Below are 26,214 nucleotides of genomic sequence, written 5' to 3'. Positions count from 1 at the left end.
AATCAACTAAAAAGTAAAACAATGAGGAGAATAAAAGTAGTTTTAAGTCTAGTCTTAGCACTAGCATGGGTAGAGGGAATTGCACAACCTGTAATAAAATATACCCAAGGTAGCTCAGAATACAGTATTCAATGGGATACAAAATTTGCTCAGATTAATAATCTTTCCCCCGAAATTGATATCAATGATAAATGGGTTCCAGTAAGTGAATTTAAAAGCATTCGTTGGGAGAAAAAAGAGGGCACTCGATTCAGTGAGGTGAACAATTATAACGGTAAAGTCGAATATTTGTATCTTATTTGCGAGAACCATCCAATGATTTCTAATTTTACTATCAAATTTGAATTGATGGAAGGGCGTCCTTATTTAGTAATGAACTCTTCACTAACTGCTACCGAGAAATTTAAATTAGGTGGGATAAAATTGTTTACATCCGCAAAAGAAAACATCGTTTTACCAGGCAATACTAAAGATTGGATTGTTTTTACCGAGAGTGCCTCTGCACCTCATACCGGAGCGCTGATGTATCCCTATCAATTGAATACTAAAAAAGCAAAAGCTGGTTCCTATTCTAAAGCGAATGTTGGTGTTTGGTTGAGTATGTTAGTCAATGACAAAAAAAATTGCGCATTTTCTTTTGCCAGTATTGCCAGTGAATTGTGGCCGAACAACTTTAAATGGGAATTACCCGTTGAAAACGACTTCAACAAACTAAAAGTATCAGCTCGAAGCGGCGCTATTTTCGAAAAAGAAAAAATATGGGTTCCTGCAGGTAATACCATCATTACCGATGCATTCTTGGTGGGTTATTGGGAAAATCAGCGTCCTACAAAAATTTTATTGGAAACCGGAATAATTATGGGTGAAAATGTACGTAAAGGAAAGTCTATGCACTGCCCGGAACCGGGTTGGAGTTCATGGCATTCGTATGAACGCAACATCACTGAAAAATCATTTTTAACTTCTGCGGAATTTATTAGCAAAAACCTAAAAGAGTATGGTTGGAAAACAGTTCAAATTGATGGAGGCTGGTGGACAGAACCCGGGCTCTATAAAGAAGACGACCATACTTTCCCTCACGGTTTGAGGTATTTGTCTGATTATTCTAAAGATTTAGGTCTCGATTTCGGTCTGCATGTGAGTCCGTTACGAACCAATCCCAAAGACCCTATTACAGCGCAACATCCAGATTGGATCTTGAAACCAGCCGTACGTAAAAAGGTGGCAAAAGGAGATGACGAAATGGAAACAACCATCGGAACCGTATATGTTGACGGAAGTCATCCAGAAGTTCCCGCCTTTTCTGCCGCGCGTTACCAACAAATCGTTGAAGGCTACAGACCTTCCTTTATGAAATGGGATCATACCTACGGCGGATTGGAAGAAGGAAAACGCTACGATTCAACCATGACTTTCATGCAAGCACACAATAAAACAATTAGAGCCATTCGAAGTGCTTTGCCTGATGATTTAATCGTGACACGCAGTATGGGTTATGTGTTTGGTGCTTTAGAATGTTATGATGCCATCCGAATAGGAAACGACATCAATCATCCCGGATATAAATCAGAAGCGGAGCCTTACACCAACATAACTTACGGCAAAACCTTGGGAACCATTGAAGACGATCAGGTAGAGAAAGGATTGATCCGATTTGCACGTGCCGTTTCACAAAACTATTATATTCACAAAAACATTGCTATTGTAGATCCTGATGCTTTTTTTGTTTCTCCGCAATATACCATTGATGAAGCAAAATGCCACATGACATTGGAAGCTATAATGGGTGGGCTTTTCTTTTTTGGCGATAAAGTCGAATCATTACCTGCTGAACGTTTGGAGTTATTAAAAAACAGGGATATCATCGCTGTAAATAGGCTGGGAGTTCATGCCATACCACTCGATTTATTTTCGGGTGTTGATATTCCAACAATATGGAAATTGGAAACCAAAGATCGTTTAATAATAACTATTTTCAATTGGCTTGACAAGGACGTGACTAAAACCTACAATCTCAAAACCGATTTTGAGTTGAATAATTCAAAATACAAATTGACGGAATTGTGGACCAAAAAGAATTTTAAAATAGAATCCAATAAGCTGACTTTAGACCAAGCTGCACATTCAGTAAAAATTATTGAGTTTGTTAAATTATAGCTGTTTAATAATCTATAAACTAAATAAAATCATACCCTATATTCTCAGAAAAAAAGGATTCATTAACAACCCTTGAAATTAAATTTTAAAAGGTGAATAAGAAAAAAAAAATAACAACAATTTTGACAATATTGTTGGTTTTCACGGTTGTAATACATGGGCAAAATGCAAAGACACCAACAAAACCAAACATCGTTCTCATCTTGATTGACGATTTTGGTTACGAAAATGTAACTGCCAATGGTGGGGAGAGTTACAAAACACCCGTGATGGATCAGCTTGCAGCAAAAGGAGTTCGTTTTGAAGAGTGCCATGTACAGCCACTTTGCACCCCGACAAGAGTGGAATTAATGACCGGTATGAGCAATAGGAGAAATTACACCAACTTTGGCAATCTCGATCTGACCCAGAAGACTTTTGGTAATTTGTTGAAAGAGGCGGGCTATGCGACCTGTGTTACCGGTAAATGGCAATTGGGAAAAACCTACGATACACCGGGTCATTTTGGCTTTGATGAATATGCACTTTGGCATCTCAAAAATAGAGGAAGCCGCTATAAGGATCCTTTAATTGAAATGAATGGCAAGCCGTTTAACAGTCCTAAAAATGCATACGGTCCCGATATTATAAGTGATTATGCACTTGATTTCATAACCCGGAAAAAAGACGTTCCTTTTTTTCTATACTATCCCATGATGCTCACGCACGCTCCATTTGATGCCACGCCAGATTCTCCTGATTATCTTGAGATTCAGAATGGAAAAGGCAAAAAAGGAAGTAGTGGCCACTTTTCAGACATGACTGCCTATAACGACAAACTCATTGGCAAGCTGATTGGCAAGCTGGAGGAATTGAATTTACGGGAAAACACCCTTATACTCATACTGGGTGACAATGGTACAGCAAGAGGTATGCCGGCAAAATTTAAAGGTCGGGAGGTACTGGGTGGCAAAGGAACCACCACGCAATGGGGGACACACGTGCCATTAATAGGCAGTTGGCCAGGACACTTGGCTATTGGAAAAATAACCGCTGACCTCATCAGTGCAACCGATTTTTTACCCACTATTTGCGATGTGGCTGGAGCTAAAATCCCCGAGGAAATGAAGTTGGATGGGCGTAGTTTTCTACCGCAACTTTTTGGGAAAAAAGGAAATCCTAGAGAATGGCTTTACTCGTGGTATAACCCTAGCGGTGGAGAAACAGCCAAAGCGGAGTTTGCTCATGATGCCAACTTCAAACTGTACACTAATGGAAAGTTTTTCGACGTAAAAAAAGATGATACCGAGAAGTTTCCGCTTGCGGAAAGTGCTCTAAATAGTAAATCCAAAATGGCTAAAGCTAAGTTAGAAGCAGCTTTAAAGCTATTTGAAGGACCTCGACCAAGGTACTTTTCAGATCAAGCCCAAGATTTTAAAGAAGAAGATGACCCTATGAATGGGGGAAATAGTCAAAATGGCATAAAAAATAAAGAAAAAAAGAAGGCAAAATAAATTTAGTATTTAGTAGATAATAAGAAAAATTAACAAAAAGAATTCGATATGATGAACAAATCAAAAATATTAGCCCTCCTTGGAGTTCTAGTACTTATTTCTCCAGCACTATATTCGCAAGTTTCAAAAACACCAACCAAACCCAACATTCTCATTATCCTTGCCGACGATATGGGATATTCTGATATTGGATGTTACGGTGGCGAGATTCACACTCCGAACATTGACCGACTCGCTGCAGGAGGAGTGAAATTCTCACAAATGTACAACACGGCGAAGTGTTTTCCCACTCGAGCTTCTTTGCTAACAGGGGCCTATTATCAGCGCACCAATGCCGATTTTGGAAATACGGCGACTATTGGCGAGGCGCTTAGACCAGCAGGATACAATACTTTTTGGTCAGGTAAGCAACACGCAAAATTCAATCCAACAACTCGAGGTTTTGACCGATATTATGGTATGATTGGTGGTTGCGAGAACCATTTTAACCCAGGATTCGAGGCGGCACCGGGCCAAGCGGTTCCTGCTTACAAAGTTGCGGGGAATCGATGGGCCCTCGACGAAACGAATACACCCGAAAACAATAATTATATCCCACAGGATTCGAAGTTCTATGATACCGATGCATTCACAGATCGCGCCTTGACTTGGCTTGATGAATATAAAAATGACAAAAAACCGTTCCTTCTTTATATGGCTTACACCGCACCACACTGGCCTTTGCACGCCTGGCCTGAAGATATCGCCAAATACAAAGGAGTATATGACGGCGGTTATGAAGCCGTGAGACAGGCACGATACAAACGACAAGTGCAACTGGGACTAATTGACCCAAAGACCTCACCACTGCCTCCGATGGAAATCGGGGAAACCAAACCCAAATGGGAGAGTCTTTCCCCAGACGAGAGAAAACTCGAAGCCACACGCATGGAAGTATATGCGGCGATGGTCGATCGACTGGATCAAAACATTGGTCGCCTTTTAAAACATTTAGAAGAACAAGGCAAACTCCAAAACACCTTGGTCTTCTTTTTGTCGGATAATGGAGCCTGTGCCGTAGATCCTAAAGTGGATCACGAAGATGTGAATGCCCCTATGGGTAGTGTGGCAAGTTATCCAAGCTATGGACAAAATTGGGCAACGGTAAGCGACACACCCTTACGCAAATGGAAAACGACCAGCCATGAAGGCGGTATCAGTACTCCCTTAATTGTAAATTGGCCAGCCGGAATTCAAGCAAGGGCAGAGTGGAATCAAGAACCGGTTCATCTGATTGATATTATGCCTACGGTATTGGCTGTTTCTGGAGCTAAATTCCCAGGAGAATCAAAAGAATCAAATATTCATGCCTTGGACGGTGTGAGCTTATTGCCTGCATTCAAAGGGGATAAACTTGCCCGTAAGAGCCCATTGTTTTATCAGTATGCCAAAAGTGCCGCAATTCGGGATGGGCATTGGAAACTGGTACGTTTGGGACCAACTTGGGAATTATACAATTTGGCGACAGACCGCACAGAGACAAAAGATTTGATATCTCAACAACCAGATATCGCCAAAAAAATGGAAGTTCGGTGGCTGGCTTGGTGGAAAGATTGCACCGGTAGTGAGTGGACAGGCAAAGCGCCTAAGGAGCCTAAAGATGAGTAGTTTAAAGAAATAAAAATTAAACAATACCAATTTATAAACACAAAAAGCTTTTTTATTTTAAACCATATTCAAATTTAACGGTCGTACTATCAAATATAAATTATAAAAAATTATGAAATTCAAAAAATTAAAACGCATGGATTTTAGAAAAAGAATTATTCTAATTAGCCTAGTTGGCTTCTGCAACTTGGCCATAGGTCAATCCGGTCCCCCAATTAGTTCCTATGGAGTATGGGATCGAGGATTTGAACATGATGTTAAGTCTTATCCTTTTATCAAAGGCGCTTCAAGCGATTGTCCTTGGGATCAAGTTGAAAAAAAATCGGGAGTTTATGACTGGAGTGCTATGGATGACGCAGTTGAAAAAGCCTATAAAAACAATATGTCCGTTTACTTTTCTTTTGAGGCTGGGCCAAAAACACCAGATTGGGTGTATGAGGAAGGTGTTCCAAAAGTGACTACAAATGACCAAATACACGATAAATTCCCTTATTATCCTTATTACCTTTCTCCTATTTATAAAAAATTATATACACGTTTCATCACAGAAGCATCGAAGCATATTCGCAGTTATTCTAAAGAAAAGCAAGCACATATCGCATTTATCCAAGTTAAAACAGGCTGTACCGGTGATGAAACTCCTTACAAAGGAGAATCGAATGATAAAAATTACGACTTGCCAAAAGAAGGTGCCGATTGGCAGAACTTTCGTACCGAATGTTTTGCTTTATATGCCCAACTCTTTGATCAGACTGAACCAAAAATAAGTCTGCTTTTTGGCTCTATTTCAGGTGATGAAGACGGTGGTAAAGATGGTAAATATCAGCAACAGTGGGATTGGGTAACTAAAAATATTACAGGTGTACTAGGTGTAAAAGCTGGTACACTCTCTCGCGGTAGTCATTTTACTGATGAAAAAACGATTGTAAACATCTGGAGAAAATACTTGATTGACCCAAAAGGATTAAAAGTTTTTGCTCGTTCAGAAATGGATCAATCTTGGCAACGACCTGTATTTCAAATCAATGTACAAATGAACTTTTATTGGGCAGCCATCAATGCCTTAAATTTAGGTCAAAGTATCTGGGATGTAAGTTCAGGTGCTATGGAGTCTAGTAAAGAACAAGGCTTTGACTACTCTTTTTTCTTTTTCGATAAATATGCAGGTCAAATCTATCCAAAATCGGCAACAGATGCGTTTTGTGCGCTTCATAAAGGCTTAGATTATGCTGATATAGTAGCGTACCCAGAATCGGAATTTGGCCCCGCATCACAAAAAAACACAGAACGAGCGGATAAAATTGCAGCGGCTTATGCAAAATATGGTGCAGCAATAGACGATAAGAAAGCACTTACTATGGGTCAGGTCAAACAACGAGGGAATCAATCCGGATTAAACGATGTAGGTTGGAAAATTTGGTCTGACAATTATTCTCGATTACTTTATCAAATAGATGCTGATGCAACATCTATCCCTTTGTGGAGGGTAAATGGCCCTATTACAGCTACATCATCCATATACGATAGATTTGCACGAAGTTTCGAACATTCGTCAGGCAAAGATGCTATGTATTTCAAATTACACGAAGGCTTTTCGCAAGATGCGAAACCTAAAGTAATGTCAATAAACATTGTTTGGTATGATAAGCAGGCAGGCTCCACTTGGAAATTAGATTATGATGGCGGAGGTAAAGCAATGAAAACAGCCTTCACCGTTACAGGCACAGGCGATCAAAAATGGCATCATGAAACGTTAATCATCAAAGACGCTGTCTTTCGATATGGTGGTCAAAAAGGTTCTGATTTAGCCATTATTAATACAGATGATAAAGACGATATTTTTAGTATAATAGAAGTGAAACGAGGCGAACAAGATGTTCCTGCTTTACTTCCTCAAGCGGAGAATCGTGCTTTTGCAGGTCATAACAAAGGAACCAAATACGGAAAAGGTGAAAACACCGAAGAGGGTGATAAAGGTAAAAAAGACAAAAAGGAAAAAAAAGGCGATAAAGCAGAAAAAAGGAAAAAGAAAAAATTGGAGTCAGCAGTCGAGTAGAATCAACTTTTTCGAAGCGATGGAATTTGAACACCTCTTCAAAAAACCTTTTTTAAAATGATTTGTTCAAACAAATATTATAGAATCTGTTAACAATACTTAAATATGAAAAAAAATAACGCTTTATTTCTCCTAGTTTTTTTAGTGCTATCAACAGCTGGTTTAGCCCAAGTCAAAAAGCATGTTATCGATTCTTTGAAATTGGAGAAATCAATTAAAGATTTTGAATTGGCTGATCTGAAAAAACCTCCTTTACAAGGAGGTATTGAATTTGTGGGTTCCTCTTCTATAAGAAAATGGGTTAGTCTTGAACAAGATTTTCAGGGCTACCCTGTTTTTAACCGAGGCTTTGGTGGGTCAGAAATAATTGAAACATATTATTATGCATCGCGTATTATTATACCCTATGCTCCCCGAAAGATTTTTTTTCATGCAGGTGATAATGATTTAGCATCCGGAAAATCTACCGACCAGGTTTATAAAGATTTTATTAAATTGGTTACACTCATTCATTCAAAACTTCCCAAAACAGCCATTTATTTTATTTCTTTAAAACCCTCTGAAAAACGATGGAGACTTCATTTAGAAGAGCAGATAGTGAACAAAAGTATTGAGGATTATGCTAAAACCCATCCTTTTATAACCTATATAGATTGTTATACAATGGTTTCAGATGCAGCGGGAAAACCAAGAGCTGAATTGTTTGCTGAGGATAAACTTCATTTAAATGAGGCCGGATATAAATTATTAACGGAGAAAGTCCGTCCGTATTTATAAAAATAAGGGCAATACAAAGATATGTTTAGAAGGAATGATAAAAATATAGAGTTACTTACTTAAAGAACACTTCTGTCATAAGTGAATATTAGGTAAAGAATTGAAGATAGTGTAATCTAAAAAATTAAGATACATACTTTTCATCTCAATAAATTCTATGACTCAATAATCACGGGAACATTAGTTAGTAATTATGTAAGTAACTCTAAAAATAAATCATAGCAAATTAAAGGAATAAAATAAAAAAAATAGTTTTGAACCTGAGCGTGGTTTCGGTTTTTGCCACAATGTCAATTTTTGCTCAAGTTGCAAAAGCACAAACTAAACTCAATCCCGAATCGATGCTGTCGAAATGCAAGGCAATTGGAAAGCTATGCGATTGACACCAAAAGGCAAGGAAGCATCAGTAGTTTGGCAACTTTATGATCTTTCAAAGGATAGGTCAGAAGCGAAGGACTTAGCCAGTACTCATCCCGAATTGGTTCAGGCAATGTCAAAAAGTTGGGAAGAATGGTACCAAGATGTAAGTAAAGCTGACGATTCAAATCCTGTTGAAAAGGAAAAAAAAGATAAAAAAGAAAAAGGTTCCCGAAAAGTAAAGGAACAATAATTTAGGTATTATGAATAAAAATAAAATCATTTTAAATCTCATTTGGACCCTCGTATCCTGCATAATAGTTCAGGCACAAACCGTAAAACTTACAGATCATTCCGGCTTACATCTGTCGATTGATACCAACGGGACAGTGAATACTATTGAATTAGGCAATGAAAAAATCCAGCAGGGAATGTCAGGCGGCTTTTTTCTACGAGAACCCAATAGTTCTAAAAAGGTTGAAATGCTTGGTAAAACAGTCACTAAAAAAGGTACACTTTATTTAAAATTAACCAGTTCACTCCAAGCCAATGTATCTGCAACGGTTACTGAAGGGGACGGTTTTATTGAGTTTGAAGGTATATTAGAAAATCTTAGTGGCAAGGATAGGGAGTTATGGCTTGGTTTTAATTTACCAATAAATACTATCGGCTGGAAATGGGGTCAATCTTTAAGTAACAGTCCCGTAATCACCACTGATAAACCTGCTTATTCGGAACGTAATAATCTAGTTCCAATTCCTGCTGTATGGACAGATAAAGGAGGTATAGCAATGGCAATACCTCCAACAAATCCTTGTGTTTTTGAGGTAGGTGCCGATGCTGATGGCATTCGCATTCAAATGGCTTTTGGACTATCATCAAGTACCACTAAATTTCCATCCAAGGCTCCGTTTCGCTTTCGGATTTATACTATAGATGGCACTTGGGGCTTTCGTGACGCTTTGGCAAAATACTATGACTGGTATCCTGATTACTATCAAATTGATAAAAAAGTGATGACAGCTCTAGGTCATCATCACGATTGGATTAACATGAATTTTGCGAAAGAAACCTTTAAAACTGATCGACAAATCGATCCTGAATTAAAAGAATATCTGGCTTATACAAAAACTTCGGCTCGTATTCAAGATATTAAAAATGCCAATACCTTAAAAACAAATGAACAACTAATTAATGCTATTGAAAACGCCACCACTATTCAACATTATGAGAAAAAAGGCGATTCAAAAAGCCCATTAATTATTGAAGGAAGAGCAGCATTGCTCAATAGTATTGCTTATACTCCTGATGGGAGTTTGGGTACTTTTAAAGCATCAGACGGGGGAATTGATTTTCCACACAACTGCGATCCTGACCTTTTTGCCGATAAAAAAATACCAGTTTACGCCAATATGTATTTGCGAAAGGCAACAGATTTAAGAAAGCATGGTAATTTTATAGGTATCCATTGGGATCGGCTAGGGGGTTGGAGTAATTTTCTAAACTACAGAAAAGACCATTTTGGCTATATCGACCATCCACTAACGTTTGATCAAGAGGGTCGTCCTTGTATCCACACCCAATTCACGAACTACGAATTATTTGATGCCTACCGTTTGCAGCTCAAACAAGGTGGCCTGTTTCATGAAGCTGCTGGAATGAAGGAATACAGTTGGAAAAAAATCCCCAACAAACCTGCTGGGCAAGAGAATGGGAGACAATTTTTTTTAGCCTCAGTAGTAGCGGGTGGCTGGCAGGAGGGAAGTTTTAAACCAATTGGTCTTGGTGGTTTTGATTTTGAACGGATGTTGGTGGGGCGCAAATCCTATCGAATCTCTTCTGGAAATATTCCACAACATAAAGAGTCTCCAACTTTGGATGTTATTAAGAATGCTCCGGCGAAAACCACGGCCTATGGATTTGCTTGTCCAGTTCAAGTTTTATATTTCTACCCACCTGGCCATCCCGGCTATGACAAAGATTATTCTTGGTACACCAAGCCTGACCATAAAGCGCTTTGGGATCGGTATGAACCTGCTAATTTGGCTATTCGACTTGCCGGTTGGGAGCCCGCCGTTACTTATGCTACTTCAAGTTCTCCAGCAGTTCAACTTCAAAGATTTGGAAAAGGAAAAACTATTTATTTAACGGTTTGGGGACCAGAATCGCCAGATTCCGTTGCCATTACTATTGATGCCAAAGCACTGGGGTTATCTCAAAAACCGACGTTCAGTGAAATAGTGTCGAATACCCCGATGGAAATCAGTAAAAATGAAAAAGGGTGGAAACTGACAGTACCGATGGAAAAAAATATGACTAGAGTGATTAAAATAAGCTTGTAATCTTTTGATATTGGTTTTTCTAAAAAATTGGTTAAGATGACTAAAAAACAACAGTATTCCTTTAAATCCTTTTTTACATTCCTGATTAGTTGCATTTTGGGAATACTACCGCTTTATGCTCAATCACCAAAATATGCCGTAAAACCTGTCTTAACCGGTATGATGGCTACCACCACTGATGCTGATCAATGGTTCAAAGATATTGCCAGTTGGGGAATCACGGGTTGGGAATGCTTTGCGCCACATTACCGAGCCCAATTATTTAGACTAAATGTAGACGAACGAATAAATGGCGAATTGCTAGGTAATGACACCACCGTTCCTTGGCTAGAAGAACTAATGCCGGAATTTAAAAGTGCTCAAAACCAGGAGCAGTACAAATGGCAAGAAGCAATGATCCTCAAAGCCTACAAAGGCTGCGTTGCTAATGGTATCGATTTCAATTACGGCTATCCTTTTCCAATTTTTCCGGTGCAGGAGGTGGAGCTTGTCAAAAAACTGAAGCCAGAACTTTTCGATGCCAAAGGCAAGTTGATTATGACGCATCCATTTCTACGCGATTTGATGAAAAACCACCTGCGGCTTTTGAAGAAAAAATTACCCTTGCTAAAAGGAGTTACTGTTTGGATGTGCGAAGGAAATGGCGAGTTGGTCAAATTTGACGACTATGATTTGCAACACAACAACGAATGGTTGGATGTTTGGGTAAGTGCCTTAAGTGAAGTTTGTGCCGAGCTTAAAATTCAGGGAACTGTTTTTGCTCACGATTATTTTCATACCTACAAAACACATCGTCACGCGTTTGAAGCCCTAGCAAAATATCCCAATATTATTGTTATGGAAGACAACACCTGGCCAGAAGAAAATACTTTATGTTCACCCTTTGCTTTTATTCCTGTAGCCGACCAAAAAAACTTATTCGCCAGCAATCGCATTTCTCAAAACATCTTAACCGATTGTGAGTACCTCGGACAAGGATTTTATCCCTGTCTTTTGCCTCGTTGGTGGAAAACGTCTGTCAATGAAGGCTTGAAAAAAGGAGTAGATGTGGTCAATGGACGCACTTTCTTTTGGGACAGAGGCTGCACTGACATCAATTTCGACAGAATGAATGCCTTTATGTTAACGCGATTTTGTTACACACCTGATGCCGATCCCAAAAAAGTGTTGACAGCTGCTTTGCACGAATATTTTGGAAATGATGTTCCTAAAGCATTAATTGACATTTTCTATGAGACCGAACCGATGCTTCAAAAAATAGTGGGAATCAATGGCACGAGTTCTTTGAATCATTCAGCTTTTCCAAAAGCTAAGTTTTTGGATAAAGATTATTTTAACAATGTTCGCTATATGAAAGCGGTAGATGATTTATTTCAAAAATCAGGCACTCCATTATATCCAGCCATAAATGATGAAATTGATGCTGCCTTGCAATGGCGCATTCAAAATTCAATTGTTGCAAAACCTATTGAAACGTATCTCAAAGAAAAAACAGAAGCCATTTATTGGTTGGAAAAAGTTTTACCTCAATTGCCAAAATTGACCAAAAACTTACCTAAAGAAAAAGCCGACTTTATTACCGAATCCTATCATTCTATTTACATTTTGGCAAAAGGAATGAAACTTTTTGTAGCCACTGGGAAAGTGCATTACGATTGGTACAGGGCAAAATCTTTGACTGAAAATGAAGCGAAAGAGAAATTCAATTTAATAGCAAATCAATTGCAACAATTAGCTGCCGAAAGAAACCATTTACCTCTGAATTTGAATACTGATATACTGAAATTTGCTTCAGATATTCGAGTTATTACTAAATTCAGACCTAGTAACTAGCTTGTTACTTTGCTCCAGTCATGGTGCAATAAATTGACTGTTTGGTTTTTAAATAAAAAACCCTTTTAGCCTTTTAAACTCTAATAGGGCTATAGTAAACCTAGAAAATAGCATTCTAGACAGCTAACCACACGAAAGGATTCGTGCCTTTAATTTGTATTTGATAAAAAACAAATATTATTATCAGATGAAATTAATAAAACCTCTAACAAAAGAAATAGGTGATATATAACTTCAATTATAACTAGATAAAATATTTTAAAAATTAATAATGGGAAAGTGCATTTAAAAAGTATCCATTTTTGACTATTTATTTTGCTTGGATTATAGTATTTTAAATTAGGTATAACTAATAATCCCATCCTATTATAATAATCCAAAAGTTCCAATATAGACTGCGTAAATTTTATTTTACACAGCCTCTATTTTAATTAATAAATGTTTTTAAAAACGAAGGAAAATTGAATTATGTACTATTTTGTGTTTAAATATGTAAAAAAAACTTTCTTTTTTAAACAATTTAATGGTCTTAATGAATAAATGAAACAAATCTATACTATGAATGAGACTATTTGTAACTATACAAAAAGTATTCCTAAAGTATATTTGTTTCCAACCTTGGTTAATAGGGAATGTTTTGTGTTTAACCTTGTCAAGGATTTAATGCTTTAACAGAAATTATCAAAAATGAAAGGAATACTAAAAGGATGTATATAGCTAAAACTATTTATTACCAATGCAAAGACCAATTCAATCAGGTTTACTAAAAGACCCAATTGCTTTAGAAGAGAGTAACAAGCAGAAAGACTAAAAATAGTAAATCAAATACAAACGGATATAATCTAAAATAATGAAAATAATGAAAAAAAGAGTAGCGGTATTGCTATCTATAATGGTTTTGAGTACTGCATTATCTTATGCAAAAACAAAGCAAATCTGGAAAAACATTAAAGTTGAGGTAAAAGCCAATCATCCAGTTGAAACCACACAAAGTTTACAACTACAAACAAACGGTTTTCAACTATTAAAAATTACTCTTTCAAATAAAGGAAAACTACCCCTTACAATTGAAAAAATCGCCGTAAATATTCCATTAGAAGGCCAGTTGGCAGAGAACTTGGATATGGTGTATGGAGGAAGCTGTATGGGTCGTACACCTATGCTTAAACAAAAAATTAGCAGTCCAACAAAACAGAGTTGGAGTCACATGTATGAGATGTTACGATTATCAGATGGTCAGTATGTATTTGCAGGCTCCACTTCGTGGCGCATATTTTTGCCAAATTTCACACAAAAGAAAGATGCATTTGAGGTGTGGTCCGATGGAGAAGGAAAACAACTAAAACCTGGACAAACCATTCAATACGAACAAATCGTTCTCAAAAGTTCTACTAACTGGCTTGAATTGTTAGAGCAATTTGGGACAGCGATTGCTGCAGAAAATAATATTACCAAGCTCAAACCAGCCGATTACAAAGGATGGGCAACTTGGGATTATTATGGAAGAGTATTCACCCCAAAAGATATTTATGGCAATATGGATCAGTTGAATAAATTGGCGCCAGAAGCCAATATGATCCAAATTGATGGCGGTTGGTGGACAGAACGCGGTGATTATAAAACTTTACGCCCAGATCTTTTACCGGGCGGTCTCAAGGAAATTGTGAGCCGGATTACTGCCGAAGGAAAAACACCAGGTGTCCATTTTGATGGATTTAGAGGTGATGAAGCATCTGAAGTATATAAAGCACATCCTGAATATTTCCTACATGATCAGGATGGAAAGCTGATAGTCGAAGAAAATGAAAAATCAGACAAAGTTATGCATTATATCTATTTCGATTATTCTCATCCAGGCGCAAGGGCACATATCGCGGACTGTATAAAAAACATGAAGGATAATTGGGGAATTCGTTATTTCAAGGTGGATTTTATGCGTTACGGACTCGAGAATGATCTCAAACTTAGAAACAAAAATGTTAAAAGTATTAAAGCTTACGACCCTACAATCACAGGGGTAGAGCGTTTTCGTTTAGGGATGAAAACCATGCGAGAAGCTATGGGAGATGATACCTATTTTCTGGGCTGCTCTGCCGTTTTTGGTCCATGCATTGGATTTGTAGATGGAATGCGAACTGGCGGAGATATCCATCCTAGCTACAAAGCTTTTCCTGAGCGCTGTCTAGCCAATCTTAGCAACTTTTATCTGAGCGGTAAAGTGTTTAATGGCGATGCCGATTACCTCGTTTTCCGTGAAGCAATTGATGAAGATGCAACAGTTTCCAAAGAAGAGGTTAAAAACGGTGGCAGTATGACATTCAATGAAGCTCAAATGTGGGCAGATTTTAATAAACTATACGGTACTGCACGTTTACATAGTGATAATTTGATGACGATTCGTCCAGAACGTAAAGCATTAGTGAAAGAAGTTTTTGAGTTTCCTGCCATGGAAGAGACTGTTCCTTTGGATTTTTGGAAGCATGGCACTGACAAGTTAGACGGGTTCGAGTTACTACTTGCCCGAAAGGATAAAGATATTTACCTTGGAGTTTTCAATTGGGGTGATCAACCTAAAGATTATGCTGTGCAAGCTTTCGGAATAGCAAACCCTATTTATCTAGAAGGTCGTCATTCTCAAATTGTTAAATACGAAGGAAAAAAATCATTTGATGAACTATGTGAGAATCTGAAATCATTATAATTACTGATTAATTAACGACAATTCTGGGTTATTCCATTACCGTGTAAATATAAAAACGGAACGACATTAAAATTTTTCGATACATACCAATAAATTAATCAGTACTAATCCGTAGGATTTAATTCAAATTATTTAAATATTCAACCCTATAGACCCGTTGGTATTCAGGTTTATAGGTTTGATTTTTTAATTGATTAATTTGAATGTCAGTAATAACAACCTATGGGTATAAATTGACAAGTTCATAGTCGAATAAATCTTCGAAGGATGCCTATACAAATTGTATTTTCATTTGGGTTTATGAACCATAAAAATTAACTATTAAGGTTCTATTGGGTTTTGTGTGAAAAGCAAAAAAAATTAAAATTAATTCAGTCGGCCATTATTCAGTTCGTCAATAAATAAAACATTAAGATCATTAAGAAAATTAAGTTACAGTCCGCTTAATGAACTTTAATAACTTAAAGGTTTGAAAAATATGCAAAATGTTCACACAATTTCTGGGAGGACCTCTATTAAATCAAACAATCTACCATGATTCGATTTTATTTTTTTATATTTCTTATCCTCGCATTGAATGTCAGCGCACAATCCAACCATCAGACCGCTAACAAGGTTTCTATTCTTCCAGAAAAGAAGATCGAACTATTTGATGGCAAAGGTTTATCCGATTGGACTTTTGTCACCACTGACCCCAAGGTAATATTAGATTCTGTATGGTCTGTAAACAAGGGAGTTGTAGAGTGTCAAGGCAAACCCAACGGATATATACGAACCGTTCTTTCCTATCATGACTACCAATTACATTTGGAATGGTGCTTTCCGACCGGACCTGGTAACAGTGGAGTATTTCTACATAGCAATGGACCTGACAAAGTTTGGCCCAACTGTTTCGAAGTGCAATTACTGTCGGGCAAAGCGGGTGATATTCGCTGTAACGGGGGTTCACTTGTACAGGAGCTTACAACAGACTCCCCAAAAGCAGTTCCACATAGCCAGTCCAGCACGGAAAAACCAGTAGGTGAATGGAATTCTTGTGATGTCGTTTGCCGTGGCAATACCATTACGGTTCGAATTAATAGCGTGTTGCAAAACCAAGTTACAAGGACATCGGCCAATTCCGGCTCGATTGCCTTACAGGCTGAAGGAAAACTAGTTGAATTTAGAAACTTATACCTTGAACCCTTGCCATTAAAATGACTTCCATATCCAATACATAGAAATCCAATAGATTTTAGTGGGTAAGTATATCATTAACCTGAGATTTTATTTATTTTGAATAAGTAAAAAATTCCCATAGTTGATTACCTAACAATTATATTTTTTTTCTGCATCTGACACAGTTTCGCCTTACTTATGAGCTGTTTTTAATGGGTTTATTATTTCAATTACTAATAATTTTGCCTATTGACGATTTAGTTTTGATTGATTGCTGGGAAATATAAAATTTAATATAACGTGTTTAAATTTTCCTAACAAAATTAACTACCTTTTATAATCAGTTAGATTGAATTTTTAAAAGTTTAAAGTCAATTGTTATAAATTTTCAGTCTCATATCTGATTATTTTTAAAGCAATGTAAAATTACGTTTGCAATAGCAAAGTTTCTAGTAATAAAAATAATTATCAAAAACCATAACATTCAAATCGTATTGGAATGAATTCAACGGATTGAAGTAATCTGTTACACTAAATCATATGAAAATTAAAAATTATATTTTTTTCTGTATGTTGATATTTGGTAGTTTAATTCAAGCTCAAACTGCTAATTTATCGGATAATGCCAACTTAAGTTCGGACATTACTTACGGCATTGCTGGCGGCGAGGAACTAAAGTTAGATATTTCGGTTCCGGAAGGCGACGGGCTTTTTCCGGTATGCATTCTCGTGCATGGTGGGGGTTTCTCGAAGGGGGACAAGCAAAAACAACCTAAACACTTATTCAAACCACTCTCAGAGGCAGGCTTTGCTTGGGTGAGTATCAACTACCGTCTCGCCCCAACTCACAAGTATCCTGCTAGTGTCGAGGATTTGGAAACCGCAATCCTTTGGGTCAAGGCTCATGCTAAAGAATTCCACTTCGATCCTTCACGAATTGTCCTAATTGGTGAGTCGGCGGGTGCTTATTTGGTCAATATTGTAGGGGCCAAGAATAAGAAAGACACTCGCGTAGCTGCAGTAGTCTCCTTTTATGGCGCAGCGGATTTGCTTTTAAGATTGAATGCTAGAAACGACAAACCATCCGCCACGTTTAGCGACTACTTCGGTGTGACTGAGGTCAATGCAACCACTCGCAAATTCCTCCTAGCGGCTTCTCCGATTACCTACGTACGTCGTGGTCTCCCTGCGTTTTTACTGCTTCACGGAAACAAGGACGAAACGGTACCCTATGAACAATCGGTAAATTTCTTTGCTAAACTCAAGGCGGCCAAAGTTCCAGCGGAATTCATCACTATAGAAGGCGGAGGACATGGCATGAGCAGCTGGAACAAAATCAATTCAGACTATGCCGTTCAAGTCGTCAATTGGCTGAAATTAACTTTAAAGCCCCAACATTAGTAAATCATGAATAGAAATCAGGTAATAATTCTTTCACTGTTGTTTTCGTGCTTCTTATTTTCACAAAACAGCAAACAAAATAATCCAGGTGTTTTTCCAAAAGAAGCCTGTGGGGTTTGGTGTTGGTATTCTTGGGGCGGATCCCCAAATGTTTGGAATGGAAAAATTCTTCCGAATGAAACCTATTCAAAAATGAGAGGGATACCAATCGTTATTGGTTGGAATGAATTAGAACCAAAGGAAGGCGTTTATAATTGGGATTTAATTGATGATATTATAAAAAAGGCAGCCGCAAATCAAAAGTATGTGTTTACATTATTGTGGCTGAATCCTACTGAACCCGATTGGTTATACGAAAATGGAGTGCCAAAAGTAGAAATTAACACCTACAAGAGCGACAAAAATTTTTCCTATAATGCCTATCCCTTAGATCCAGAATACAAATTTTATTCGGAGCGAATTATAACAAAATTAGCCAATCATCTCCGTAGTTTACCAGAAAACTTGTTTCAATACATCCTTTTTCATCAAGTCGTTGAAGGGTCAACAGGAGATGGCTATTGTTATAAAGGGGATCCTGTCGATCCAAAGTACAATGTAGACAAAAAAGTCGAGTGGCCCGCCTATCAAGCCTATATCAGAAAATTTACAATAGATGCTTTTACTAATAAATCCAATGGGCTACCAGAAATACCCTTGTTAATCCATACCGAAGATATGGAGTGGGGCGCAAAAGAATATTCTGGTTTTGTAAATAAAAAAGGAGTAGCCTCCCATTTTTATGGTTCCAATGATACTAAAAGAAAAATGGAGATTTATAGCCCTTGGGATACCGACAAAAATAGTTTGAATCGCCCTGTTTTTAGTAGAGGAGAAGGGGAAACGATGTGGCTTTCGAAATGGTTTATGAAAGATCCGCTTCAAAATTTATATTGGAGTGCCTTGTATGCCTTGCATTCGGGTTTAGACATTTGGAACCTGCCACAAAAAATATTAGAAGACCCCACCTATTACCAAGCCTTGGATCTATTCGATAAATATGCGGGATATAAATATCCTGAACGCTCTCCGGTAGCCTTTTGTGCTTTGAGAGATCAATTAAATACAGATGATAAAAACCGATTTCCAGAAAATATATATGGCGAGTCCAATAGGAAAAATACAGACAGAGTGCAGAAAATTTGTGCTGCATTTGCAAGTCACGGTGCAATCATTCAAGATTTAGATAAGACCTTAGCGGGTTCTCTTGCGAGCCGAGGTAGAACTGGATATAATGATGTGGGTTGGAGTTGCATAGATGATGATTACAGTTTGTATTTATACCCTATTGCTAAACTGGAAACGAGTGTAGGTTGGTGGCATATAGGTCCGAAAGACCAACCTTATGGTCTAGAAGGCCGCGGTTTTGAACATGCTTCTGGAAAGGACGCAATGTATTTTAAATTCCATGATGATTTTTTCAAAACAATACCGGCACAATCCTTAAAATTCCGAATTGTATGGCTTGACACTAATAAAGGTTCATGGAGTTTTTGCTATGATGCCGGAGGTAAAGATTTGATAACTGCAAAAACCTTTATAGGTATAGGAACCAACACTTGGCGAGAAGATGAAATAACCATAACCGATGCCGTCATGCAAAAGAATGGACCTAGAGGCTCAGATATTGCATTGCTTAACACGGGGAAAAAGGATTATATTTTTCACCTCATCGAAGTGGAACGAAAATAGTATCATTTACTAAACCATTAAACAATCTAAATTTAGATTCCATTTTAAAACAATTAAACCCAATATTTATGAAAACTAAACTTTCAGTTTTGCTTATAGGGATGGTCTTTGTAACGACTTTTTTAAGCGCTCAAACACCATATTCATTGAAGAATATTACAGTAAATGTAAAGTCAGATCTCCCTGTAACAACTACACAAAAAAATACGCAACAAGCAGATGGATTCCAACGTTTAAAAATTAGTCTCACTAATAAAGGAAAACAGACTCTTACTATAGAAAAAATTTCAGTTAACATACCCATGAACGAAAAGTTGACCAATAATTTGGAAATACTGTACGGAGGAAGTTGCATGGGACAAACTCCTTTGTTGCGTCAAACAATTGGAAATCAAACCAATAAGAGTTCCAGTCGCATGTATGAAATGGTACGTCTTGCTGACGGTCAATACGTATTCGTTGGCTCTCTTTCATGGCGAATTTTTCTGCCCAATTTCACAATTAAAGACGGTGCTTTGGAAGTGTGGTCTAATGGAGAAGGCAAACAACTTAAACCAGGTCAGACCATCGAGTACGAACAAATCGTTCTGAAGAAAACTAACAATTGGTTTGATTTACTAGAACAATTCGGTTCAGCCATCGCTGTTGAGAATAACATAAAAAAGCTAAAACCGGCTTATTATTCAGGTTGGGCAACCTGGGATTATTATGGAAGAGTATTTACTCCAAAAGATATTTACGATAATATGGATGAGCTCAATAAACTAGCTCCGAAGGCAAATATGATTCAAATTGATGGCGGTTGGTGGACAGAACGCGGTGATTATAAAAGCTTACGAGCCAATATGTTGCCGGGTGGTATCAAGGAAATTGTTAGTCGGATAACGGCCGAAGGCAAAACCCCAGGTTTGCATTTTGATGGCTTTAGAGGCGATGCTAATTCAGAGATTTGTAAAACACATCCAGAATATTTTCTACACGATCAGGACGGAAAATTGATAATTGAAACAGTCCAAACACCAGATAAGATAATGAGAAACACTTATTTTGATTATTCCCATCCTGGTGCAAGAGCGCATATTGCCGATTGTATCAAAAATATGAAAGACAACTGGGGAATTACTTACTTCAAGATTGACTTTATGCGTTACGGACTAGAAGATTTTGTAAAGGAAAGAAACAAAAATGTTAAAACAATAAAAGCTTTTGACCAAGGTCTAACTAGTGTAGAGCGTTTCCGTCTTGGGATGCAAACCATGCGCAAAGCGATGGGAGAGGATTCCTATTTCCTTGGTTGTTCTGCTGTATTTGGACCATGTATTGGCTTTGTTGACGGGATGCGAACCGGTGGTGATATTCACCCAGTTTACGAAGCTTTTCCAGAAAGGTGTTTGGCAAATTTAAGCCAATTCTACTTGAGCGGTAAAGTGTTCAATGGCGATGCTGATTACCTTGTATTTAGAGAGGGTATTGATGAAGATGACAAGGTATCTCAAGAACAATTTAAACACGCTGGAAGTATGACAATAAGTGAGGCACAAATGTGGGCAGACTTCAACAAGCTTTACGGTACAGCCCATTTGCATAGCGATAACCTAGTGACGCTGCGTCCTGAACGTAAGGCGCTTGTAAAAGAAGTTTTTGACTTTCCTGCAATGGAAGAGACCGTTCCTTTGGATTTTTGGAAACATGGTGTTGATAAGAGCGATGGGTTTGAATTGATTATTGCGCATAAGGGAAAAGATATTTACTTAGGCTTGTTCAACTGGTCGGATAATCCTAAAGAGTATGCTCTGCAAGCTTTTGAAAACCCAAATCCAATTCATTTGGTTGGCCGTCATTCGATAATTTTGAAATATGATGGGAATAAATCTTTTGAACAATTGTGTCAGGAACTTAAATCTAAATAAATAATTGGGGCTCAGTAACAACACAATAATGGAAAAATTCCAATTGCTATTTAGTTTTTTATTCTTGAGTATCAATAGTGCAGTATTGGCACAAAAAATATCCAGCGAGCCATTGGAAACTTTTGAACGTCGTATTTGGGCTGGTTTTTATGCTAATAAAACCAGTGAGCCAATTAACACCAAGGCATTTCCATTTATCAAAGGAATGGCAGACCGGATAAAATGGAGTGATATGGAGTCTCAATTGGGTGTTTATGACTGGACAAAAATGGATGAAAGAAGGAAAGTAATATGCAACTGGATAGATTACATTCACTGAGAAAGACATGACCGTAACAGTTGAGAAATGGTATATGAAAAATGGAGCATACTAACTATGCCATTCAGTTTTTATAAGAAGAAGTGATAAACAAAAGAACATCTAAATCTTTCCTAAAAATATTATGCCTCGCATTTGCCGCATTTGTTTTACAGGCTCCAAGAGCCGATAAGTAGTTTGTGTAAAAGTCTATATTTCTATAATTAAATCGCTTAATTCTATTTAATACAGCATATTGTGATTTTTGGGTGCTGATTATAAAAGATTAAATAATTTTCGAAAATTTCAAATTCATTAAAGCCATATAAGTAATGTGCATAAAATAATGTCGTATTTATTTCTAATGAAATCACTGTAATTACTGGTAATTTTATATTATACAATTCTTACTACTTAAATACTGAAATAATACTAAAATTCAAATGCCGTATTGGGTAGAATTTAGCGAATTAAATTAAACCTAATGGTTTTTTACTATTCTAAAAACTTTGATTCCATTAATAATCTATAAATTACACAAGAATGAAAACTAAAATTGTCCTTTTCTTAGTATTGAACACTTTAATGGGGATTTCATATTCCATAAATGCGCAAACTGTCACAGTAAAACACGCTACCTCAAAAGCGAAAACATCCGATGGGCTGCCAGCTGCAGACTTCATAGTAGATCACAGTAAGAGTGAGCATTCGCAGTTGCGTCCGCTTCCATTTGATGCAGTACAGTGGACCAATGGTTTTTGGGCCGATCATTTTAAGCAATTAACCGATGTTACCCTTGACGAGTCATGGCGATTACTTGCCGATCCAAATGCAGGACATGTGCTCGATAATTTACGCAATGCCGCCAAACCAGGAGTCGGGGAATATGTAGGAACAACATGGCATGAAGAATGGTTGTATAAATGGATAGAAGCTGCGGCTTGTGTTTGGCGTGTGACTCGAAATCCTGACATAGAGCGCAGAATGAATGAGGCAATTTCAATCATTGGAGCAGCACAACAACCGGATGGATATCTCTCGGCAAAAAAGTTGGTGAAGAAAGAACCCCGTTTTCAAGATCCTAAAGACCATGAAATCTATAATATGGGGCACCTCATTACCGCAGGCGTGATTCATTATCGTATGACCGGGAAGGATACATTACTAAATATCGCCAAACGTTCTGCCAATTTTCTTTGTAAAACTATGGGCGTGACTGTAAAACCTTATATGGCTCATAATCCGTCAGTCCTAATGGGGCTTGTGGAACTGTATCGCTTAACCGGCGAGAAAAAGTACTTGGATTGTGCTCAAATGATTGTGGACCGTCGTGGTGAAAACCCCAAAAAGCAATCCATGAACAACTTTGTTCCCGGATACGAAGGTTCAGATATCATTCAGGATAGGGTTCCGGTTCGTAAATCTACTGAGGTGGTGGGGCACAATGTGTTTTTTACCTATTTGTATACCGGCGCGACTGATTTATGTGCTGAAACTGGTGAACAGACACTCGATTCTGCAATCACAGGCTTATGGGATGATTTAACACTTCATAAAATGTTTATTCACGGTGGTGTCAGTGCTCAGGCAAGTGGGCTTTCTAACAATACCCATGTAGCTGAAGCAGCGGGCAATCCTTATGAGCTTCCGAACAGTAGCTGCTATAACGAAACCTGTGGGCAAATCGGGACTTTCATGTGGGCCTATAGAATGCTTGCTAATCATCCTGATGGTCAATACGCCGATGTGATGGAACGCGAAATGTATAATGGTTTCTTACCCGCGATGTCGCTAGACGGAAAATTGTGGTTTTATCGTAATATCCTGCGACGTTACGAGGAGGACTATAAGGTAAAAGGGGGTACAGATATGAACAACCGTCAATCTCTAGGGCGTAAACAAATTTGTTGTCCATCGAACTTATTACGAACCATTGCACAACTTAGCGCTTATTTCTATAGCATAGACGATTCAGGTGTATGGGTTCACCAATACGGTGGAAACAAATTAAATTGCAAATTGGTTACGGGTGATGCATTTTCAATTGAACAAATTACGGATTACCCTTGGAGTGGTGATATTCAAGTTGTTGTTCATAAAGCGCCTTCTAAATCGGTTGCAATTCGTTTGCGTGTGCCAAATTGGGCTAACAAAGCAAGTTTTGCTATCAACGGTAAGCAATTAACAAATACCCCTGTGGAACAAGGCTATGTGACTATTGTACAAAATTGGAAAGCCGGTGACAAAATAACGATTAATTTCCCACTAGAAACTACCTTGATGACCGCAGATCCTCGGGTAGAAGAGACTCGTAATCAAGTAGCAGTAATGCGTGGACCAGTATTGTATTGTTTAGAATCACCAGATCTTCCATCGGGTTATGATGTTCCTTCTGTATTTATTCCGTCAAACAGCACCTTTAAACCAGTACTTGGAATGAGTGGTATCAATAATGAAATATCCAATCAAACCTTTTCTCTGCAAGGAACAGGAATTTTTAAACAGGATGCTCTAAAAGCCCCACTTTATAGACCATTTAATCAAGAAGCTGGTAAATCTTTTGATTTGACCTTGATTCCTTATTATGCATGGGCCAATAGAAGTAAAAAAACAACTATGAGTGTGTGGCTGCCGATAGTGGTGAAAGAATAGAATGGAAAAATAAATTTAATTATGAGTCAATCAACTAACAGACGATCATCTCTCCAAGGTATAGCATCAAAAACAAAATTTATCTTTTCGCTTACGATACTATTAACAAATGCGTTCATTGCATCGAGTCAAGTGACAAATAGTGCTCGTCCAAATATATTATTTATCGCTGTAGATGATTTGCGACCGGAATTGGGTTGTTATGGGGCTACGCAGATTAAAACACCCAACATAGATCGTTTGGCTACACGCGGCGTGGTATTTACAAGAGCCTACTGTCAGCAACCCCTATGTGGTCCGACGCGTGCCAGTATATTAACCGGCCTGCGTCCCAATTCTACTGGTGTGTTTGATAATGGGACGGACTTTAGGGAGAAGAATTCGGATGTAGTCACGCTACCCCAATATTTCAAAAACAATGGTTACAAAACCATGACCATTGGAAAAGTTTTTCATAGTGGTTTTAAAGATAAAATCTCCTGGACGGAAGAACTTAAACCTAAAACATTGGGGGAACCTTATCCAATAAAAGCTTTGGGTGGTTATCAACTTCCCGAAAACAGAAAAGCGTATCAGGCACTTTCTGACGCACTTAGTGGAGGAGGAAAGACAGGTGAAGATGCACGTGCGCTTTTATCAGGTCCTGCAACGGAGTGTGCAGATGTTCCGGATAATGCCTATACGGATGGTATCACTGCCGAAACTGCCATTGGGGCAATTCGTAAGAGTGACAACAACCCCTTTTTTCTCGCTGTTGGGTTTTCCAAACCACATCTCTCCTTCATTGCTCCTAAAAAATACTGGGATCTGTATGACCCATCAAAGCTGGAATTAACAAAATCTCCTCTTGCACCAAAGGATTGTCCTCCCATTGCTTTGAATTCATCAATTGAATTGAGGGCAAGAACCGATATGCCTAAAGATGGTCCCATTTCGGATAAAGATGCCATAAGGCTTCTCCATGGTTATTATGCTTGTGTAAGTTATGTTGATGCGCAGATAGGTCGTCTGCTCGATGAATTAGACAAAAAAGGATTAACTCAAAATACCATCATCGTATTGTGGGGAGATCATGGTTGGAATCTGGGAGAACATGGTCTTTGGGGTAAAACCACTGATTTTGAGACCTGCGCCAGAGTTCCCTTGATAATTGCAGCCCCCCAACAAAAAGGAAATGGGAAATCGGCCAACGGACTTGTGGAATTTGTAGATGTATATCCAACCCTATGTGAATTGGCTAGTCTTCCATTGCCGAGTCATCTTGAAGGTACCAGTGCTCGCAATTTGTTGAATGACCCTTCCAAACCATGGAAAAAAGCGGCCTTCACACAAACAACTTGCCCAGCAGTAAGAGAGTGGGCTGGAAAACCATTGGACCCGAAAACAAGAGAGAGTTTTGCCACATTGATGGATAGAGTAGAGAAAAACATTCAGGAGTTTGATTCCGATGATTTTTCTATGGAGAAATACAACGAACATGTTTCTGGATATTCCATGCGAACAGATCGATATCGCTTTACCTATTGGATGGACAACCGTCATCCAGAAAAACCCTTGGCCATAGAACTTTATGATCACCAAAAAGATCCAGATGAAAATGTGAACATCGCCATGCAGCCAGGCCAAGCCCAATTGGTCAAACAATTGACAAAACAATGGAAAGAGGGATGGCAAAAAGCAAAACCCCAATTAAAATAATTC

The 26,214-nt window shown here is 38.1% G+C and carries 16 protein-coding genes; all 16 read left to right on the top strand.

Going from position 1 to position 26,214, the window contains the following annotated elements:
• The first annotated feature begins 21 nt into the window (after positions 1–21).
• The 16 genes from F6464_RS13715 (at position 22) to F6464_RS13640 (ending at position 26,211) form a co-directional block, all read left to right on the top strand.
• Positions 22–2,157, top strand: a complete 2,136-nt coding sequence (locus F6464_RS13715; protein ID WP_151108524.1) for an alpha-galactosidase — start codon at positions 22–24, stop codon at positions 2,155–2,157.
• 92 nt (positions 2,158–2,249) lie between these two features.
• Positions 2,250–3,650 carry a sulfatase-like hydrolase/transferase gene (locus tag F6464_RS13710; protein WP_151108523.1) on the top strand — a complete coding sequence of 467 codons (1,401 nt, stop codon included), beginning with the start codon at positions 2,250–2,252 and terminating at the stop codon, positions 3,648–3,650.
• 48 nt (positions 3,651–3,698) lie between these two features.
• Positions 3,699–5,297, top strand: a complete 1,599-nt coding sequence (locus tag F6464_RS13705) for an arylsulfatase (protein ID WP_225318095.1) — start codon at positions 3,699–3,701, stop codon at positions 5,295–5,297.
• 112 nt (positions 5,298–5,409) lie between these two features.
• Positions 5,410–7,353: a beta-galactosidase gene (locus F6464_RS14790; RefSeq protein ID WP_151108522.1), complete on the top strand. Its 1,944-nt coding sequence runs from the start codon at positions 5,410–5,412 to the stop codon at positions 7,351–7,353.
• A 105-nt stretch (positions 7,354–7,458) separates the two neighbouring features.
• A complete protein-coding gene (locus tag F6464_RS13695; RefSeq protein WP_151108521.1) occupies positions 7,459–8,130 on the top strand; it encodes a GDSL-type esterase/lipase family protein in 672 nt (223 codons plus the stop codon).
• 352 nt (positions 8,131–8,482) lie between these two features.
• Entirely contained in the window at positions 8,483–8,740 is a 258-nt protein-coding gene (locus F6464_RS13690) for a hypothetical protein (RefSeq protein WP_151108520.1), read from the top strand.
• Positions 8,741–8,876: 136 nt separating this feature from the next.
• Positions 8,877–10,829: a hypothetical protein gene (locus F6464_RS13685; protein WP_151108519.1), complete on the top strand. Its 1,953-nt coding sequence runs from the start codon at positions 8,877–8,879 to the stop codon at positions 10,827–10,829.
• A gap of 36 nt (positions 10,830–10,865) precedes the next feature.
• The gene (locus F6464_RS13680) at positions 10,866–12,662 is read left to right on the top strand and encodes a hypothetical protein (RefSeq protein WP_151108518.1); all 1,797 of its coding nucleotides are present in this window, start codon (positions 10,866–10,868) and stop codon (positions 12,660–12,662) included.
• An 850-nt stretch (positions 12,663–13,512) separates the two neighbouring features.
• A complete protein-coding gene (locus F6464_RS13675; protein WP_151108517.1) occupies positions 13,513–15,363 on the top strand; it encodes a glycoside hydrolase family 36 protein in 1,851 nt (616 codons plus the stop codon).
• 534 nt (positions 15,364–15,897) lie between these two features.
• Positions 15,898–16,563 (top strand): 3-keto-disaccharide hydrolase, encoded by a 666-nt coding sequence (locus F6464_RS13670; protein ID WP_151108516.1) that lies wholly within the window; start codon positions 15,898–15,900, stop codon positions 16,561–16,563.
• A gap of 498 nt (positions 16,564–17,061) precedes the next feature.
• Positions 17,062–17,922, top strand: a complete 861-nt coding sequence (locus tag F6464_RS13665; RefSeq protein ID WP_151108515.1) for an alpha/beta hydrolase — start codon at positions 17,062–17,064, stop codon at positions 17,920–17,922.
• Positions 17,923–17,928: 6 nt separating this feature from the next.
• Positions 17,929–19,653: a beta-galactosidase gene (locus tag F6464_RS13660; protein ID WP_151108514.1), complete on the top strand. Its 1,725-nt coding sequence runs from the start codon at positions 17,929–17,931 to the stop codon at positions 19,651–19,653.
• A 68-nt stretch (positions 19,654–19,721) separates the two neighbouring features.
• Positions 19,722–21,563, top strand: a complete 1,842-nt coding sequence (locus F6464_RS13655; protein ID WP_151108513.1) for a glycoside hydrolase family 36 protein — start codon at positions 19,722–19,724, stop codon at positions 21,561–21,563.
• Positions 21,564–21,627: 64 nt separating this feature from the next.
• Positions 21,628–21,882, top strand: a complete 255-nt coding sequence (locus F6464_RS13650) for a hypothetical protein (protein WP_151108512.1) — start codon at positions 21,628–21,630, stop codon at positions 21,880–21,882.
• Positions 21,883–22,404: 522 nt separating this feature from the next.
• The gene (locus F6464_RS13645) at positions 22,405–24,513 is read left to right on the top strand and encodes a glycoside hydrolase family 127 protein (protein ID WP_151108511.1); all 2,109 of its coding nucleotides are present in this window, start codon (positions 22,405–22,407) and stop codon (positions 24,511–24,513) included.
• 21 nt (positions 24,514–24,534) lie between these two features.
• A complete protein-coding gene (locus F6464_RS13640) occupies positions 24,535–26,211 on the top strand; it encodes a sulfatase (protein ID WP_151108510.1) in 1,677 nt (558 codons plus the stop codon).
• The last annotated feature ends 3 nt before the right edge of the window (positions 26,212–26,214 follow it).

Origin of the sequence: Flavobacterium luteum (assembly GCF_008806775.1) — a bacterium.
GTDB classification, from domain to species: domain Bacteria; phylum Bacteroidota; class Bacteroidia; order Flavobacteriales; family Flavobacteriaceae; genus Flavobacterium; species Flavobacterium luteum.
This window is presented reverse-complemented; position numbering and strand designations above follow the sequence as displayed.

Excerpts from the sequence above, each read along its gene's own strand:
- F6464_RS13640 (WP_151108510.1), top strand. The coding sequence starts at position 24,535 with ATGAGTCAATCAACTAACAGACGATCATCTCTCCAAGGTATAGCATCA.
- F6464_RS14790 (WP_151108522.1), top strand. The coding sequence starts at position 5,410 with ATGAAATTCAAAAAATTAAAACGCATGGATTTTAGAAAAAGAATTATT.
- F6464_RS13715 (WP_151108524.1), top strand. The coding sequence starts at position 22 with ATGAGGAGAATAAAAGTAGTTTTAAGTCTAGTCTTAGCACTAGCATGG.
- F6464_RS13665 (WP_151108515.1), top strand. The coding sequence starts at position 17,062 with ATGAAAATTAAAAATTATATTTTTTTCTGTATGTTGATATTTGGTAGT.
- F6464_RS13660 (WP_151108514.1), top strand. The coding sequence starts at position 17,929 with ATGAATAGAAATCAGGTAATAATTCTTTCACTGTTGTTTTCGTGCTTC.
- F6464_RS13670 (WP_151108516.1), top strand. The coding sequence starts at position 15,898 with ATGATTCGATTTTATTTTTTTATATTTCTTATCCTCGCATTGAATGTC.
- F6464_RS13695 (WP_151108521.1), top strand. The coding sequence starts at position 7,459 with ATGAAAAAAAATAACGCTTTATTTCTCCTAGTTTTTTTAGTGCTATCA.
- F6464_RS13680 (WP_151108518.1), top strand. The coding sequence starts at position 10,866 with ATGACTAAAAAACAACAGTATTCCTTTAAATCCTTTTTTACATTCCTG.
- F6464_RS13705 (WP_225318095.1), top strand. The coding sequence starts at position 3,699 with ATGATGAACAAATCAAAAATATTAGCCCTCCTTGGAGTTCTAGTACTT.
- F6464_RS13655 (WP_151108513.1), top strand. The coding sequence starts at position 19,722 with ATGAAAACTAAACTTTCAGTTTTGCTTATAGGGATGGTCTTTGTAACG.
- F6464_RS13675 (WP_151108517.1), top strand. The coding sequence starts at position 13,513 with ATGAAAATAATGAAAAAAAGAGTAGCGGTATTGCTATCTATAATGGTT.
- F6464_RS13645 (WP_151108511.1), top strand. The coding sequence starts at position 22,405 with ATGAAAACTAAAATTGTCCTTTTCTTAGTATTGAACACTTTAATGGGG.
- F6464_RS13690 (WP_151108520.1), top strand. The coding sequence starts at position 8,483 with ATGCAAGGCAATTGGAAAGCTATGCGATTGACACCAAAAGGCAAGGAA.